16 protein-coding genes and 1 tRNA gene are annotated in these 17118 nt (G+C 40.0%); 11 read left to right on the top strand and 6 right to left on the bottom strand.

The window, feature by feature from the left end; genetic code table 11:
• Positions 1 to 122: 122 nt before the first annotated feature.
• Positions 123 to 479 carry a hypothetical protein gene (locus J4526_00760; protein ID WFO75464.1) on the bottom strand — a complete coding sequence of 119 codons (357 nt, stop codon included), beginning with the start codon at positions 477 to 479 and terminating at the stop codon, positions 123 to 125.
• Positions 480 to 692: 213 nt separating this feature from the next.
• Here J4526_00760 and J4526_00755 point away from each other — a divergent pair, with 213 nt between their 5' ends.
• Complete coding sequence (locus J4526_00755) at positions 693 to 1340, top strand: hypothetical protein (protein ID WFO75463.1); 648 nt, start codon at positions 693 to 695, stop codon at positions 1338 to 1340.
• Between the two features lie 240 nt (positions 1341 to 1580).
• On the opposite strand, the gene J4526_00750 is transcribed toward J4526_00755, so the two are convergent.
• Both J4526_00750 and J4526_00745 read right to left on the bottom strand, forming a co-directional pair.
• Positions 1581 to 1916, bottom strand: a complete 336-nt coding sequence (locus tag J4526_00750) for a hypothetical protein (protein WFO75462.1) — start codon at positions 1914 to 1916, stop codon at positions 1581 to 1583.
• A gap of 428 nt (positions 1917 to 2344) precedes the next feature.
• Positions 2345 to 2497, bottom strand: a tRNA-Thr gene (locus J4526_00745).
• 706 nt (positions 2498 to 3203) lie between these two features.
• Here J4526_00745 and J4526_00740 point away from each other — a divergent pair.
• Positions 3204 to 4427: a beta-N-acetylglucosaminidase domain-containing protein gene (locus J4526_00740; protein ID WFO75461.1), complete on the top strand. Its 1224-nt coding sequence runs from the start codon at positions 3204 to 3206 to the stop codon at positions 4425 to 4427.
• 176 nt (positions 4428 to 4603) lie between these two features.
• Here the strand turns inward: J4526_00740 and J4526_00735 are convergent, their stop codons facing one another.
• Positions 4604 to 5833: an iron-containing alcohol dehydrogenase gene (locus J4526_00735; protein WFO75460.1), complete on the bottom strand. Its 1230-nt coding sequence runs from the start codon at positions 5831 to 5833 to the stop codon at positions 4604 to 4606.
• Between the two features lie 465 nt (positions 5834 to 6298).
• On the opposite strand from J4526_00735, the gene J4526_00730 reads away from it, so the two are divergent.
• Genes J4526_00730 through J4526_00715 form a run of 4 tightly spaced genes read left to right on the top strand, consistent with a single transcriptional unit; the run spans position 6299 to position 11589 of the window.
• Positions 6299 to 7081, top strand: coding sequence for a hypothetical protein (locus J4526_00730; GenBank protein ID WFO75459.1), 783 nt, complete (start codon positions 6299 to 6301; stop codon positions 7079 to 7081).
• The gene (locus J4526_00725; protein WFO75458.1) at positions 7078 to 7806 is read left to right on the top strand and encodes a hypothetical protein; all 729 of its coding nucleotides are present in this window, start codon (positions 7078 to 7080) and stop codon (positions 7804 to 7806) included. Before J4526_00730 ends, J4526_00725 begins: the two co-directional genes overlap by 4 nt.
• 58 nt (positions 7807 to 7864) lie before the next feature.
• Positions 7865 to 9916 carry a hydantoinase/oxoprolinase family protein gene (locus tag J4526_00720; protein ID WFO75457.1) on the top strand — a complete coding sequence of 684 codons (2052 nt, stop codon included), beginning with the start codon at positions 7865 to 7867 and terminating at the stop codon, positions 9914 to 9916.
• Between the two features lie 5 nt (positions 9917 to 9921).
• Positions 9922 to 11589 carry a hydantoinase B/oxoprolinase family protein gene (locus tag J4526_00715; GenBank protein ID WFO75456.1) on the top strand — a complete coding sequence of 556 codons (1668 nt, stop codon included), beginning with the start codon at positions 9922 to 9924 and terminating at the stop codon, positions 11587 to 11589.
• Here the strand turns inward: J4526_00715 and J4526_00710 are convergent.
• A complete protein-coding gene (locus tag J4526_00710) occupies positions 11584 to 11910 on the bottom strand; it encodes a hypothetical protein (GenBank protein ID WFO75455.1) in 327 nt (108 codons plus the stop codon). The genes J4526_00715 and J4526_00710 overlap by 6 nt on opposite strands.
• Positions 11911 to 12016: 106 nt before the next feature.
• On the opposite strand from J4526_00710, the gene J4526_00705 reads away from it, so the two are divergent.
• The 4 genes from J4526_00705 (at position 12017) to J4526_00690 (ending at position 15945) form a co-directional block, all read left to right on the top strand.
• On the top strand, positions 12017 to 13228 hold the full coding sequence (locus J4526_00705) for a hypothetical protein (GenBank protein ID WFO76263.1): 1212 nt from the start codon (positions 12017 to 12019) through the stop codon (positions 13226 to 13228).
• Positions 13218 to 14504 (top strand): phosphoadenosine phosphosulfate reductase family protein, encoded by a 1287-nt coding sequence (locus J4526_00700; GenBank protein WFO75454.1) that lies wholly within the window; start codon positions 13218 to 13220, stop codon positions 14502 to 14504. Before J4526_00705 ends, J4526_00700 begins: the two co-directional genes overlap by 11 nt.
• A complete protein-coding gene (locus J4526_00695; protein ID WFO75453.1) occupies positions 14492 to 15061 on the top strand; it encodes an adenylate kinase family protein in 570 nt (189 codons plus the stop codon). The genes J4526_00700 and J4526_00695 overlap by 13 nt, the downstream gene beginning before the upstream one ends.
• A gap of 74 nt (positions 15062 to 15135) precedes the next feature.
• A complete protein-coding gene (locus tag J4526_00690) occupies positions 15136 to 15945 on the top strand; it encodes a 50S ribosome-binding GTPase (GenBank protein ID WFO75452.1) in 810 nt (269 codons plus the stop codon).
• Here the strand turns inward: J4526_00690 and J4526_00685 are convergent.
• The gene (locus J4526_00685) at positions 15942 to 16268 is read right to left on the bottom strand and encodes a divalent-cation tolerance protein CutA (protein ID WFO75451.1); all 327 of its coding nucleotides are present in this window, start codon (positions 16266 to 16268) and stop codon (positions 15942 to 15944) included. The two genes, J4526_00690 and J4526_00685, sit on opposite strands and share 4 nt — an antisense overlap.
• A 122-nt stretch (positions 16269 to 16390) precedes the next feature.
• Between J4526_00685 and J4526_00680 the strand changes: the two genes are divergently transcribed.
• Positions 16391 to 17116 (top strand): DUF432 domain-containing protein, encoded by a 726-nt coding sequence (locus tag J4526_00680; GenBank protein ID WFO75450.1) that lies wholly within the window; start codon positions 16391 to 16393, stop codon positions 17114 to 17116.
• Positions 17117 to 17118: the final 2 nt, after the last annotated feature.

The following is a 17118-nucleotide window of genomic DNA, read 5'->3' as shown; positions in this document are numbered from 1 at the left end:
TACTTTCTGTGTCTTATAGATTACCGTGACTTCAATGCCGGTGATTATAGCAGGATAAAATTAGAGATAAAGCAAAAGAGCCTAATTATCATCTAACACTATAGCTACTAAGTGTTGCCGTATTACATCTTCTTTTTCTCTCTAATACTGATTATGTTGCCAGCTATTATAGATACAGCTAGGCCTACGAGAAGAATTATCAATGGATCATAGGGATTCCCTGTTATACCTATCCAAAAGAAGGAAAGACTTAGGGTGATCAGTAGAAGTAAGATAACAATGTAGAAAGGTCTCTTAAATCCGAACTCTAAGAGGCCCCCTAAGACAAGTAGTGATACAAACATGACAAGACAGACCAGAGAAGCAGTAATGTACCAAGCCCATTCACGTGAAACACCAAATATTGCCGCAGCCAATACAAGTAGGAATACTACAATAGGTTGAACAAGCTTAGTACCAGAAAATATTTTCCAAAACAATAACTACTCACCATTACTATATTGTATTCTGTTTTGTCTATAACTGCTAATATATGTATTGTATGATGGTGCTTCCAAGGTTTATTTAACAATACAATATTTTTGGTACTATGTTTTAGACACTCTATATGTGATAGAATGCGTTGATCAAAATCGTGTTCTATAGAAGAATAAAACATTGCTGGGTATTGATTTATTTAATAGGTGGATATTTTGGTACGTGTCAGAATTACTGGTAATCCAAGTGATGTTATTGATTGTTTAGAAGAATTTCTCAAGTACAGTGGTTATTCTTTCAAAAAGAGCATTTATGGTCGTATTTATGTCTTTAAAATAGGTTTTCTCAAGAGTATAAAAGTCGTTGTCTACTCTGATGGCTATGTTGATGTCTATGGGAGCAAGAGTTTGATTGATAAATTTATAGCAAGTACCTATTTTAGAACACGTGGATTAGTTGTTGTTAGAGAGAAAATACATGATGCGACTACTGCTCAGAATTTATTCGATGAACTAGTAGGCGATATTATTGAAGCAAGGATTCTAGCTAAGAAAATTAAATGGGCTAGACGCGATTTAATGATAAGTTCACTAATATTTCTCTCAATGTTCCTTGCCGTAATATTATCTGGTATGTTGACAGTATTGATTCTGTTATTGTTAATCTATATTTTAGTTCTTGTTGTACCGCGGAGAATTTATGGTGAAAAAGGAGATGAATGGTGGTACATACCGGTAAACTACTGGAGGTACAAGACATCATATGAACGTTTAATAAAAAGTATATGTAATAGATATATGTTTCTGCCAACTAGACAAAAAGAGAAAATAAAGACTATATTCAATACAGACAAGTGTTGTTAATGATAGCGTTTAAAACCTAGTTTACGGCAAGTATTATTGGCCTGTATAGCATCTTCTACTAGCCGGCTTACTCTAGAAGAGTACGAAGACTCTTCCTGCAAGATCCTCTTCAACATAAGCCGTTTTGGAGACTTCAGTTATAGACAAGATAAGATCTATTTGTCAGGCTGGTGTTTCGGAAAAGCGAGCGAGGCATTAATTTACGTAAACTCTTGGGAGGTATGGTAGATGCAAAACGATTTATTGACGGTTACGGGTTTTTGTTTTCTTGAGGTACTCGTATAGTTCATGGCACTTGGGATGGTTTAGATATCCATATTTATACATGTACTCATACATGAGGTTGTATAGCCTGATTTTATCGCGAAGAGCTAGACTCTGGTTTAGCTCTATTATCACTGGTATTGCTTTAATAATAGTTTTTATTCGATGCCATAACGGGTCATCCGCATTAATAGTGCAGGCAAGAAAAACCCCTATACACGGAGCTATATCACGAAACAAGAAAGGTACGAGTTTGGCCTTACCGCTATCATGTTCTTCAACTTCAGTACCCAAAGACCGGGTAATAGACAATACTAAACACCTACTCAGCATATCATGCTATTTGAAAAGTAGAAAAATCTTGTTATACTAGTACAAAACTCTGTATAGTATAATAAGTAAAGTAATACAAAGCTCTCGAACTACATTTATAAGCAAAATAATAATGTAACCTTAAAATTAACTGTTCTACAGGACACCACTCATTATTCATGGGATCATGACTCAGCTCCATGATATGGCGATGTCTCCTCTAGCTTACCTAGTTAGAAATAGCATCTCTTTTTTCCACTTAGCTTCAAATAACTTGTACTTGCTACTAACCACACTAAGGTACAAAGCAAACATAGAGGTAGCCCCCAACAAACAACATAAGACCAATAACACTAGAAGAAAAGCATAGAACTAATGCTATCGAACAAATTAATACAAAGATATAGGGAAGAGATCCGAAGAAAGAGTGGAGCCGCCGCCGGGATTCGAACCCGGGACCTCCGCCTCTCCGGTCCCCGGAGTACCCTAGAGTACTAGGGAGTACCAGGGCGGCGCTGCCAATACTCCGATACTCCGTATCATCGGAGTATACGGAGTTCTACCGGCTGAGCTACGGCGGCTCTTTTCTCTAGAGTAGTATCTGGTTTATTCTGTGGGATTATATAGTTTTACTTCTTCATGTTAATTGGTGTATAATGCAGTGCTTAGTGGTAGGTATTAGACGTTTCATAAACCGCCTATAATAATTAATGGGTGTTTTTTGACTTGGTTGATTATGCTTCTTGAATTGCCGGGCTCCGGGATGGTGATGGTAGTAGGTATTTTATCAGGAGGAAAAGTAGGCCTAGTCAAGTTGATTATTATGTTAAGATTTCTTTATCCAGTTTTCTTGAGACAAAAATGGTGATTGTGGTTTTCCATAGACTAAGTATTGATGGTTATGAGGATATTTTCGATTATGCCTGAGTTGGTTATGAGAAGCTTGTAGAGCAACCACGTCGGAGACAGGAAGAGTTATTGAACTCTATGCTTGAAAACATGTACGGTGGCGCGCGAAGGCTATTACCAGGATTTCTCCGGCGGAGGTACCTGAAGTATTGTTGTCCTAGAGAGGAAAATGGTATTATTCTTCCCGTGTTCATGGAGGGTATTGTGGCTGCTTGGAGATGTAGGTGGCTGGATTGTGGATATGGTTTTTATGTGGTGGCCATGTATTTTAGCTTAACGGGCTTGGTGTGGTTATTGATTAACGGGAGTATTGTTTAACTTATAGTGGTTCTGTACCTAGAATGGATGTGTGATGGATTATTTGGTGGTGGTACTGGGATGTTTGGTGTTGTTGAGGGGTTCTATGGGCCTGTGTGGGATTGGGTAGATAGGATAAGTATCGTGGAGTTCCTGGGGCGGATAGAATTAAAACTGTATATCTATGGCCCTAAATGGGATCCCTACCACAGGGTATGGTGGAGAAACCCCTATGACACAAGTTTTATTGACAGGTTCACGATGTTTGTTGATGCATGTAAGAGGTATGGTGTCGAGCCTGTTTTCGCTCTCAGCCCGGGACTTGATATAGACTACTCGTCCCAAACCGATCTAGGATTGCTGCTGAGGAAATTCGGGTTGTTCATGGATCTTGGTGTAGAAAGTATAGCTCTATTCCTAGACGATATCCCCCCGGTTGTTCGTGGAAAAGGATTCAAGAGCCTCGCTGAAGCACAAGCCAAACTCGTTAACCACGTATACAAAGAACTCAGCCCTAAGAACATGATACTCTGTCCAACCTATTATCGCGGAATAGTTGAAGACTACATGTCCGAGCTCGGTAGACTACTTGACCCAGAAATACACGTCATGTGGACCGGGATGTATGTCTGCTCAATAAGTATCACTAGAGAAGACATAGAGAAAACCACGAGGGTTCTTGGTAGAAAACCATTTATTTGGGATAACTATCCCGTAAACGACTACTTTACATGCCGAGGAATCACAAGACTACATGTAGGCCCGATTATTAATAGAGCCGAGAATCTGGCCGAGATAGTCTCAGGTTATGCTGCTAACCCAGCCAACCAGGTTGAAGCCTCCAAAATACCATTGTACACGATAGCCAAAATGGTGAATGAAGGAGCAAGCTACGACCCACAAAGAGCCCTAAAAGAAGCGATAACACTGGTTATCAACAAATCCGCGAGATACTGGTTCGAGAGATTCATAGAATTCAACAAAGCAACATTCATGGACCCCAGTGAAGAAACCATAGACAATAGAAACGCTGATGAAGTACTGGAAATAGTGAAAAGCCTCAAAGAAACCATGACCAACAAAAGATTGCTTAAGGAGATAACACCTGTACTAGACAAGATGGAAGCCATAGCAAAATACGCCAAAGGAGAGCAAGTCAATCTAAGCTTAAGCTATAGAGTACAGACAGCAGGTGAATACAATCCACCAATACCCGACGAACACATGAGAAATGAAATGTTTGGGAAGATTGTCAGAGTACTGCCTTGGTATGTAGAATCGTACCCAGAACAGAAATGGTGGTAACAAACATATTCCATACAGCTTTTCCGAATTTCTTTGGCAAACACATCTAATGGTTCTAGACTAATGTTCTTTTGAACAATCTTCTAGTGATCCGTAGACAATAGGTAATACAATGAAAATAGAATAATAAAAATAGATGATATGGTTTGGGGAGATATGGTAAATAATTACTTGGCTCACTTATTATACGGGTATAATGATTCCATGTAAATTTGTTTAACGACATCCCTTCTCTTTTCGATGGTTTCAAACGGTAATGGTGCTAGCATAATGAGGTCTTTTAGAATGGGGGTTTCGAATGCGAGTCTTACTAGGGTATCAACGTCTTTTTCGGTGAAACCTAGATCTGATAGTTTCTGGGTTATACCGATGTTGAATAGCCATTCTTCTATTTTCTTTGCAATGTATTCGGCCTCGCCGGGCACTCCTTTTAGACTGGGGGCTAGTGGTTCGTAAATGCTTGCAAGGGTTTCTGCTTCGTATGGATATATGTGCTTGACTACGGCCGGCATTAAAACAGCGAGACCTAGACCATGTGGTACTTCGGGTTTTACCGCACTTATCGGGTGCTCTAGAGCGTGTGTTAGATGTAGTAATGCGTTGTCGAAACTTATTCCGGCAATAGCTGATGCGTACAATAGGTAGTATCTGGCTGTGATGTTGCTTGGATCGTTTAATACTGCAGGCAAATATTTGACAATCAATCTAACGGCTTCCTTGGCTAATAGTTTCGAATATGGTGAAGATGTAATTGTAGTAGCAGCTTCGTTAACATGATTTAACGCATCAACGGTAACGTACCTGGTTTGGTTTGGAGGAAGCTTTATGGTTAATGTTGGGTCATCTATAGAGTATATTGGGTATATACAGTCAAAGGCGATTGCTGGTTTGTAGTTCTTTTCAGGAATTGTCGCTACAGCAAACCTGTTGACTTCAGTACCAGTACCGTGAGTTAAGTTGATTAGTACTATTGGAGCAGCTTTGGTGGGCTTGAACTTTAATTCATATAGCTCTCTTGCATTTCTATCTTTATACTCGAGGAGAACAGCAACACTCTTTGCAGTATCTAGAGGGCTGCCTCCACCTATCCCGATAACAGCTTTTGCCCCAAATTCTTTCCCTAGTTTTGTAGCTTCATCAACCATATCAACAGTTGGGTTTGCACTGACTTTATCGTAGATTACATACTCGACATTGTTTTCCTCTAGGGCCGGCTTGACATAATCCCAAGCACCACTCACTTTATAAGATCTTTTTCCAGTGACAAGAAGTATTTTATCAACACCAAGGTTTTCTTTTAAGTCCTTGATGATATCAGAAATCTTCTTTATTGCTCCAACACCAAAGTAATCGATTGTCCTGCACCGAAGTTCAAAGACTTTGTTTATATTGTTCTTATCCTCCAATATCATCACCCCATACTCGATGAAAAACAGTACCTTGATGGTTTTCTAAATGGGTTTCGAAATAATTAGACCAGTAAATCGGAAGTTATAGAAGTTAATAAACTGGTGAACCAAACTATATTAAATCTAATCAATCATATTTCTAGACATCTTCACCTAGGTATTCTTGATTATGTTAAGACTGGATATAAGGAGCTTCTAGATAAGACGTAGTCTGGAGAAATTCCCACGATATACTCTCGAGAGATTCCATGGTGGCTCATCTAAATCTCTGACTAGTTGCTAGAGAAAAGGTTTTTCATTAATATTACATAGAAAAATTATGTATGCATTGAGAAATAGTTCCTGAGTTACTATAGAACATACAAGGCTTCATCTTATCAATGATAATTTGCTTGTTTTCTGTACTATGTAGTTGTACTTATTAATAACCTGGCGGAACTATGATACTGGGGACCTATAGTTTTGGGATATGAGCCTCCTCCTTCTACTCTACCGAACAACGTAGCAATACTATGCATAGTCTTGTCCCTACTCACGCTCATATTTTTCCAGTTAATATACACGCCATCAATACTTAGTGAAACAAGTAAACTCGAGAAAACACATGAAAATGTTTTCTCTCAAGAAATAATTATTAAAGATGTAAGAATAACAAGGATAACGGAGAATTACATAGTACTAAAAATATGTATAAAGACAAAAAACGTACCACTAGTCTACGTAAATAAATCAGATACGTTACGTATATACGGGATAAAAGCCCTCGTAAACGGGACAAGTGTAGATATATTTTCTGGAGGCTCTGGCGTAGGCTATAATTATGAGACAGGAGAAGGCAAGATAACGTTCACCAGGTATGTGCGTAATGAATCACTTATAACGAAACTTGAGACAAAACTAAACATAACAGTATTCCTTAACACAACCATAGGGATGTTTAAGTACACGAAAATAGAAACTATAACACTAACCCCGCCGGAAATCAAGCTGGTAAACAATACTGTACAAGTAATAAACACACTTCCCTTCTCTATAGAAATATACTATAATGTAACACTAGCTAACAACACATTTATTATCAGCAACAAGACAATGAATGAACCCATAGTACTGAACCCAGGAGAGACATGGACATACACACCATACTTTACATCACTTATAAACACAAACATTGTCCACATAAAGATTGTTTGTACAAAAATAAACTATACAACAACAGAGACAATAGTGGTGAAGAAAACATGAAAATACTCGAGAAACCAGCACCAGAAATAATAGCATTATTTCTATTAATAACGTCAATATACATACTATATAGCGTAGCAACAACAAACATTATAACATACAATGGGTATCTCAAGGGATACGCAGACCTAGAAGAAACGGTTATAGATATTAAAGGATACAAGATCAGTAATACAACAAGCTTCCATATACCCTATGGTTATGCATGGCTTGATTTAAGGAATGAAGAGTACTATACACTACTGAGAACACGCATGACCGATATAAGAACCTATATTTCTATAGCATTGAATATAGTGATTATACTCGTAACAATATACACGCTCCTGCTAATAGCGAAGATAAGGAGAAAATATATCACGTGGGCTATAAACCTGATCTTCTTATCAGCTGCAATAATACTCTTGACAATACTGATACCGGTATACCAGATACATAACCATGTAGTTGCCGAAAACATAGTGTACTGTAATCAGCCACAACAAGTATTCATAAGTAACGATGGCGTGCTCGAGACAATAATTGTTTACAACAAGACAACAGTATACTGCATAATAACACCGCCGGAAACAACATTGAGAGCAATAATAATGACGATAATAGCCATGGTACTGATGACGGCATCAACCATATATAAGCTAATCAAAGAGATCCGTGAAAAAAGAGAAGTAATAGAGCAAAAACCCGAAAACCTAGATCTACTACCAATACTGGCAGGGAAATAAGTTTACAACATCAATATAAACAGTATACCGGGAAGCAATAGAGAGGAGGATGTATGGAGTGATACGAGTAGGGGTTGACGTCGGCGGTACTTTCACTGATCTCGTGGGATTTGATGATAAAACCGGCGTTCTTGTTTACCTGAAGGTCTCGACGAAACCGCGTGAGGCATGGGCTAGTGTTGTGGAAGCGGTTGAGTCAACGGAATTTCCTATAGAAGACATAGAAGTTCTTGTTCACGCGTCAACGCTTGGAACCAATATTTTCTTTGGACAAAAGAACCTAGAGTTGCCTAGAGCACTCCTTATAACCAACAAGGGGTTCCGTGACATAATAGAGATTGGGAGACAGAATAGACCAGAACTCTATAATCCGTTCTTCAAGAAACCACGACCACTCATACCTAGGCATAGAAGAATTGGTGTGGGAGGACGGATAGGCCCGGATGGCGGGGAGATAGAGCCTCTTGACACCAATGCCGTCAAGGAGATTGCTAGGAGATGGTGTAGTGAAACAGATGTCTTCATTATATCGTTCCTACACAGCTACATAAACCCTCGACATGAGATGCAGGCGAAGAAGATTATCGAGGAAGAATGCCCGAGTGCAATAGTTGTAACGAGTCATGAAGTAGATCCTAGGCCTATGGAGTATGAGAGGACGAGTACAACAGTAGTCAATGGGCTGCTGAAACCTGTATTAGCAAAATACCTTAAGATCCTCTCGGAGAACCTTAGGGCTAGAGGGTTCAATGGGAAACTATTAGTTATGAAGAGCAATGGAGGAGTATCATCACTAGACTACGCGGTAGAAAACCCGGCAGCATTCATAGAGAGCGGTCCAGCAGCGGGAGCAATAGCAACAGCATACTTCTCCAAGATCATGGGTATTGAGAAGACGCTGGCATTCGACATGGGAGGCACGACGGCTAAAGCATCGACAATAATCAACGGAGAGCCGTTGATGGTTAATGAATACGAGGTTGGCGGAGAAATCCACATGGGAAGACTCGTGAAGGGATCAGGGTACCCGGTTAGGCACCCGTACATAGACATAGTAGAGGTGAGTGCTGGAGGAGGGTCAATAGCTTGGATAGATCCAGGCGGGGCACTGAGAGTAGGACCTGTGAGTGCTGGAGCAGACCCGGGCCCAGCATGCTATGGTAAAGGAGGAGTGGATCCAACGGTAACAGATGCGAACCTGGTGCTGGGAAGGTTGCCGGAGCAAATCGCAGGTGGAAGAGTGAGACTCTACAAGAAATTGGCGGTGAAAGCGATAGAAGAGATAGCTAGGAAGCAAGGTCTCTCCATAGAGGAGACAGCATTAGCGATAATCAAGATAGCAAATACATTAATGGCGAAAGCATTGAGAATAGTTAGCATTGAGAGAGGGCTAAACCCCCGTGAATTCACACTATATGCATTCGGGGGAGCTGGGCCACTACACGCTGTCGAGTTGGCGAGAGAACTAGGGATCAAAGAGACAATAATCCCGCCGTTACCCGGGGTATTCTCGGCACTAGGGTTACTACTAACAGACTATAAGCACGATTACCATCAGGCAGTAATGAAGACTAATAATGAAGTAGATGATAAAGAGCTAGAACAAGTCTTCAAGAGGCTTGAAGAAAAAGCAGTGAAAACTCTTCTTGAAGAAGGAGTACAGCCAGATAATATAAAGATCGTGCGAACACTTGATATAAGGTATGCAAGACAAGCATACGAAATAACTGTACCTTATGTGAAGCCTATTGAGAAAACAATAGAGTTGTTCCATGCAATGCACCAGGAGAAGTATGGGTACAAACACCTGGATGAAGAAGTAGTCATAGTAGTAGCAAGAATAACTGCCTATGGATACACGCCCAAACCAAGTATAGTAAAGAAAACCAGGCCGATACCATATAAGCCAGAGCCCGGTAGTACAAGAAAAGTGTTCTTCGAAGAAACGGAATGGACTAGTACAAACGTGTATGATAGAGAGAAGCTGAGGCCAGGGGCGGTAATCAAAGGACCTGCGATTATAGAGAGTATTGATAGTACGATAGTGATCCCTCCAGGTTATAGTGGATACGTAGATGAATACACTACAATAAGGATTAGAGAGGAGTAAAAGCCATGATTGACCCTATTACAATAGAAGTAATCAAGTATGCACTGATCTATACAGCCGAGGAAATGGGCGTAATACTACGTAGTACAGCATTTAGCCCCAATATAAGGGACAGACAAGACTATTCTTGCGCAATATTATCGCCAAACGGAGATCTTGTAGCACAAGCCGAGCATATACCAGTACATCTAGGGAGCATGGTTGTGGCATCAAAAAATATTGTATCATGGATAGAAAAGGAAGGGGAAACACTAGAACCCGGTGATGTAATATTATCGAATAATCCATACATTACTGGAACCCATCTAAACGATGTAATGCTCTTAAAACCAGTATACTATGGAGACGAAATAATAGCGTTTGTAGCAAACAAAGCGCATCATGTAGACATAGGTGGTAGTGTTCCCGGGAGCATTAGTGTTGATGCAAAAACATTGTATGAAGAAGGACTAGTCATACCCCCAGTAAAGATAGTTGAGAAAAACAAGCTTAGAGACGATGTTATGAAGCTAATACAAGCAAACATAAGAACACCAGAGTACTTCAAAGGCGACATAATGGCGCAGATAGCAGCCTTGAATATTGGTGAGAAAAGAATAGTTGAACTTGTAGAAAAGCATGGTGTAGAAACGATAAGTGAAGCCTATGAGAAGATAATAGAGTATACAATGAATTACACTAGGAACAAACTAGCGGATCTAGTCAAGAAGTATCGTGTGGAAGGAGTATATGAAGCGGAAGACTATCTTGAGTCCAAGACGGGTAAGTTGCTGAGAATACATGCTCGAATTACAGTTAAAACAAATAAATTAATTGTTGACTATACCGGGTCTAGTGAACAAGTAGATGAGCCCTTAAATGCTGTTTATGGTGTAACAGTGGCAGCGACATCATTCGCTCTCAAAACAATAATAGACCCCGAGTTGCCTATGAATCAAGGTTTCTACAAAATAATATCTATAAATGCTCCTGAAGGAACGATATTGAATCCAAAACCACCAGCACCTGTAGGTGGAGGTAATCTCGAGACATCGCAGAGAATAGTTGATGTAGTATACTTGGCGTTATCAAAGGCTTTTCCTGACCTTGTACCTGCGGCAAGCTGTGGAACTATGACAAACGTACTTCTTGGAGGAAGGAATTGGGCGTTCTACGAGACAATAGCTTGCGGGAGCGGGGGGAGACCAGTATCTGATGGAGTAGACGGTGTCCATACTAATATGACAAATACACTGAATACACCAATAGAAATTGCCGAGAGAGAATACCCGATATTATTTGTAGCATATGAGCTAAGAAGAGATAGTTGTGGAGCAGGCAGGTATCGTGGTGGGCTAGGTGTAACAAGAGCGTTCAAGATTCTAGAAGACAATGTCGTACTAACGGTGTTCTCTGAGAGAGAAAAACTAAGGCCATGGGGGCTAGCTGGGGGAGAGCCTGGGGCTCCGAGTTACCACTACATTGTTAGGGAAGGAAAAGTTATTGAGCTTGGTTCAAAGAACACTGTTGTATTGAGAAGAGATGATATAGTATATATAAACACTCCAGGTGGTGGAGGCTACGGGGATCCGTGTAGAAGAGATGGAAAACTCGTTGAAAATGATGTGGTTGAAGAAAAGATCACGATGGAATATGTAAGGAAATATTACTACTGTGGAGACGAGGAATCATAGCTCATATTCCTGGACGCGTTTCTTTTTAGAAATCTCGGTTAAAGCTCTTGCTATCTCCCTAATCTTCTCAGCACTAATGGCGGCAGCGAGATCCTCAAGTTCATCAACATTCTCGATGAAAACGCCGCGAAACGCATCTTCAAGTCTGATATGTAAAACGAGTTTCTCGGGCTCTATAGAGGACTTCTTTCTCCTTTCAGGGAGCTTTACGAGTTCAACAATAATACGACCAGCTTTCAAAACAGGCTTCTTCTCCCAGGGATTCATTTGCTTGAGAAGTTCTTCAAGGCGTTGAATAAGATCTTTCTTCTCTTCAGACACAAGTAGACACCTCCTTTTAATGGTGCAGAAACACTCTAGTGTAGACGCTATACTATCTTTTTGCTTAAGGTATTTAGGTATTGTTCAGAATAAGTAATACCTGGGAATAAAAGTGATCAGGAGTAATGAGGAAGCTATAGAGTGTGCGAAAAAGTGTCTTGGAGAAAAAGATGTTAGTGGATGCTTTGTTGATTGTGCAATAGGCAAAGAACCCATTGAAGAAGCTAGCCAATGGATCAAAGTGTTCCAGAGACTACTCAAGGAAACCAGTAACAAATATGGATTCGTGAATGTTCTATTCAGCAGGGAATTCGGGAGCTTTATAAAGAATCCTAGGCAGCATTTGAAGAAGAAACTATTCATATACACACATGACCTACTAAGAGGGAGACTTAAGCCAGAAGAATATGGGCCAAAGGCTGCAGCAGCTCTTCGTACAAGTTTGAAGACAAACCTACGTACATTATATCAGAACTGGGTGTTCCTCGGAATAATATACCATTTACATAGGAATGGAACATTGGTGATCTACCCAGAACACTATGTCTTAAGCCTAGAGCGTAGCGGTAAGCAAAAACTACGCTGGATACCCCCTAATCTCGTAATAGACATACCTGGTAAGGGTAGCCTAAGCTTTTTCCTAGAGGCACCCAGGCCTCTAGCATGGGAGGATACAAGCGATCTAAAAGAGTCATGGAAGCTCTATACAGCTCTAAGACCCGATATGATGATCTATGGCGGCAGGATAATGGATATACTTGATACAAATAGCAATCCTCCCGTAAAGAAACCGGACTTGATAGTAGAGTGTAAAGAACTCATAGACTGGTATGCTCGCGTAAGAGATGTACGTGGCCCACTAGCTAGACCATTGACAGCCGAAGAATGGAGAAACCTGTGGATCCAAGGATTGTGGGATGGTCTGGCAGAAGTACTAGGAGTGACGAGGAAAGAAGCTATAGAGCAAGCAAAAGAAAAGAAGGGTATTAGGCTAAACGAAGTAAAAGTTGTTGAGTTATACAAGAGTGTCTATAATCCACGTGAAATGATACTAGTCTCGAGATACAGTGTACCAGACGAGGTTAGACACGAACTTGAATCACATGGGATCATTGTGTACGATAACGTAGGCTTCGACCTAAATAAACTGGCTGTTGTCGCCGAGCATGTATCTAGATATGCTAAATCGCATGGAGAAACAATAATAAAAATCAAAGACGAGAAACTAGCCCGGCTGCTACAAAAAATAATCATACTCTACAATAACGGAAAACTTGATCTCAATAAATTAGAGGAGCTAGTAAAACATGAAGTATAGTGAAGTAGAAACAATTTATACCATAGTAGTTGAGAAAAAAGACCTAAACTATGTCTCTAAAGTTGTCTCCAAATTCTACAGAGGGTGGATTAAGGTATCAACAGAGAAGTCATTGAAAGAAGGATATGTTATCGAGATCAAGCCCGGGTATGGTAGATCCCGTTTAGTTAACCCCAAATATGTTGTAGAATATGCTGGAGCAAGGAATCTCTCCAGCATCCCTCCACTAGAACTAGTTAGAACGATCGAGAGAGCGAGAGCAAGGTTAAGACTAACTGCTACATACAATGAATGCTTTGTTCTCTCAGAAGAAGGAGAGAAACTATACGGATTAGAACCTCACCCAGGTTATGACATGTTTTTTCTAATAGGCGCTGACACTGTATGTCTCCTAAAAGAACTCGGTATGGAGAATCCTCCGGAAACACCTCTTGTTTTAAGAAAGTTTCGCGGCGTTCATGACATATATTCTGGGCCAAGAATAGTAGGGAGACTAACTATACCAGATGAAGGAAGAGAGCTCATACTCGAGGAAGTAAGTAATGAAAGATATAGTAATGACTTCAATTTACTTCTTGATAAGAACAAGAGTATTATAATGGAGCATATGAGGATTTCTAGCAAAATCTTCGAGATAACTGGTAATCCCGATATTGTTGTTGTTAGTTTTAGTGGGGGCAAGGATAGTATTGTTGTACTTGACCTAGCCATAAAGTGCTATGGGAAAAACAAAGTGTATCCAATATATGTTGATACAGGCCTAGAATTTCCTGAAACAATAGAGTATGTTAGTAAAGTTCAGGAATACTATGGTATTGAGGTCGTGAAGGCTTTTGCAAAGATAGATGAAGCTGTTAAGGAGAAGGGGTTACCAACTAAAACAAATAGATGGTGTACAGGACTAAAGACAAAGGCTTTCAAGGAAAAACTAGAAGAAATTACGCGTGGATACGAACAAGTACTTGTTGTTGTCGGTGATAGGGATGCTGAGTCTGTTTCTAGGAGCCATAGGTCTCCAGTAAGGAAGTTGAGTGATAAGATGATCGAGGTTGCGCCAATAAAGCAATGGTCTACAGCACATGTACAATTATACATGTATCTAAATAAACTACCAGTTAATCCATTGTATGAACAAGGCTTCTATAGAATAGGGTGTTATATATGCCCTGCACTCCGTAGTCTAGAATTATATATTATGACGAGAAAATTGTGGAATAGACTATGCGGTAAAGAGTTTATTGAAGAGTTCCTGAGGGAGAAGAAATGGGTAAAGTAATAGTAGTAATGGGGACTCCTGGTACAGGAAAGACAACACTGGCTAAAATGCTTGCTGAAAAACTTGGTGCAGTACATATTGACTTAAGTGAACTTGTATTAAAGGAGGGATTGTATACTGACTACGACGAGGAAGTAGCGAGTTTTGTTATAGACGAGGAAGCGCTCGTCAGGCGTGTGAAAGAGATTATTGAGAACAACAAGTTAGTCATAATAGATAGTCATTACGGTGAAATAATTCCACGTGAATACGTTGAGAAGGTAATAGTTCTACGCACAGACCCCGAGGTTCTAGAAGAGAGACTTAAAAAGAAAGGATGGTGGTGGGATAAAATCAGAGAGAATATTGAGGCGGAAATACTTTCTGTATGTACACATAACGCGATCCAGGTTTTCGGTGAAGATAAAGTATACGAAATAGATACAAGCAACAAGAGCCCTGAAGAAATACTTGAGGAAGCACTTAAGATCATTAGAGGTGAAGGAGAGCCTGGTCTAAAGTATGATTGGCTTTCCCTAAAGCCTTTTGAGAAATTAGAGAAGTATTTCTCTAAGTAGCTTGAATCGAAATATTTAGTAGAGGGGCAGGACTCCCTTATCAACAGCAAGCAATAGCTCGGGTAAGCATGACAATGACTAAAACACGAAGGGGCTTCACATTAGCTAGCTGGCATGATTTAAAACTTGTGGTATCGAGAGCTGATGTTGTACTTGAAGTTCTCGATGCAAGGGATCCAATGAGTACTAGAAGTAAAAGACTAGAGCAAATGGTTGAAAACATGGGGAGAGAGCTTATTCTAGTTCTTAACAAGAGTGATCTAGTGCCGAGAGAAATTGTTGAAGCCTGGACTCGTCTCCTTAGAGACCGTGGATATCGTGCCGTATACATAGCGGCAAGGGACCATAAGGGTACACGTGTTTTAAGGAGAACAATAAAAGAAGTAGCACCAGCGTTTCCCGTGATAGTTGCTGTGACAGGGTATCCCAAAACAGGTAAATCAACAATAATCAACGCACTAAAAGGAAAACACTCGGCTTCAACAAGCCCTATCCCAGGAAGCCCAGGGTATACTAGACATGTACAGCTCTACAGGATAGATAGCAAGATACTAATGATAGACACGCCAGGAGTGATACCTGTTGAAGGAGGGCCTCTTGAAAGGATTATAAGGGGCATGTCTCCTGAACAACTTGATGACCCAGTTAAACCTGCTATGATGCTTATAGAAAAAATATTGAAACACAATCCTTATGCCATAAGATCAGCTTATGGGATTGCTGAAACAGATCCGTTAAAAATACTAGAGAAAATAGCTATTAAGAGGGGATGGTTTTACAAGAAAACAAAAGAACCCTTGATCGAGGAGGCTGCTAGAACAATTATACGTGATTATCATAGAGGAAAAATACCTTTCTATGTCAAACCAGAGGATTATTTCTAGGAAACACTTTCATCAAGCCATTTCAAGTAGTCACTGGACCCCACTACTATTGGTAGAGCTATTATCTCTGGAACAGTATAACTATGGAGTTTCTTGACAGTATCAACTAGTTCCTTAAACTTATCAACCCTTGTCTTGATAACAAGAAGAGATTCATCGCCTTCTTCTACTTTACCTTGCCACCAATACACGCTATGTATTTTCTCGACAATGTTTATACATGCTGCGAGCTTCTTCTCGACCAAGGTTTTTGCAATACGTTTGGCCTCATCAAGCCCACTAGTAGTTACAAGCACTAGAATCCATCCACCCCAAAGAGACATACTCTCATCCCCGTTGAAACTATTTAGTTTATTGATATTAAAGTAGATATGCGTCATATAATAAACATATTATTTAGACCAGGTTAAGAGAACACGAAAATAGTATAAACACGGGAAACATTATGCCGGGCTACGGCACCGAGTTATATGGAAGACTTGTCCTAGAAGACCATGTCATACATGTGGGTAAAGATGGGAAAATACTGTCTTATGAAAGACTTGTAAATGGAGAAGTAGTTGTCTCCAAGAAAATATATGGAGCCGACAAAGTAGTACCAGTACCTCTCTATCCAGTCAATATCCCGGCTTTGTTCACAACATACGTGCTTGTTGTTTTCAAGAATTCTCTAGATGTGGCTCCAGGAGAAGAACTAACAATATATGTGCCTATACCTGTGGATATAGCTGTTTATGCTGTAAAGAATAATAATAGTGGGAAAGAAGTGTTTAGTGTTGTTGACGTGTTTTCAGTTAAAAAGGTGAAATACGGGCTTTATGGGCCTGTTGATACTGGTGTGGTGGCACGTTACTATAAGACAGAGTATTACTTCAAAGAAAAGGATCCTGATCTAGGCGAAGCTATAGCCAAAGTTGTTGTGAAAAACAAAACACAGGAGTGGGTTACGGTTACAAGAATATTGCTTGAATCAAATCCATTGAGTTTATTCTATGTTAAAGGAGAATGGAAAGCCTATACACAGGAGCTTAATTTTGTAATAACATCGCAGAAAACAGGATCAATATACTATGGTAAGCCGTTTAAAGACAATGTAGTGCCAATAACTGATCCACCTCAATTGCGTCAACCAGTAATACACTTCAAAACAGACATGATCTGGGGTTTGTAGTT

It is taken from the genome of Desulfurococcaceae archaeon MEX13E-LK6-19 (genome assembly GCA_029637525.1).
Taxonomy (GTDB): Archaea; Thermoproteota; Thermoprotei_A; order Sulfolobales; family Desulfurococcaceae; genus MEX13ELK6-19.
This window is presented reverse-complemented; position numbering and strand designations above follow the sequence as displayed.

Coding starts and splice junctions, on each gene's coding strand:
- J4526_00685 (WFO75451.1), bottom strand. CDS start 16,268: ATGTCTCTTTGGGGTGGATGGATTCTAGTGCTTGTAACTACTAGTGGG.
- J4526_00695 (WFO75453.1), top strand. CDS start 14,492: ATGGGTAAAGTAATAGTAGTAATGGGGACTCCTGGTACAGGAAAGACA.
- J4526_00700 (WFO75454.1), top strand. CDS start 13,218: ATGAAGTATAGTGAAGTAGAAACAATTTATACCATAGTAGTTGAGAAA.
- J4526_00715 (WFO75456.1), top strand. CDS start 9,922: ATGATTGACCCTATTACAATAGAAGTAATCAAGTATGCACTGATCTAT.
- J4526_00680 (WFO75450.1), top strand. CDS start 16,391: ATGCCGGGCTACGGCACCGAGTTATATGGAAGACTTGTCCTAGAAGAC.
- J4526_00725 (WFO75458.1), top strand. CDS start 7,078: ATGAAAATACTCGAGAAACCAGCACCAGAAATAATAGCATTATTTCTA.
- J4526_00690 (WFO75452.1), top strand. CDS start 15,136: ATGACTAAAACACGAAGGGGCTTCACATTAGCTAGCTGGCATGATTTA.
- J4526_00740 (WFO75461.1), top strand. CDS start 3,204: ATGTTTGGTGTTGTTGAGGGGTTCTATGGGCCTGTGTGGGATTGGGTA.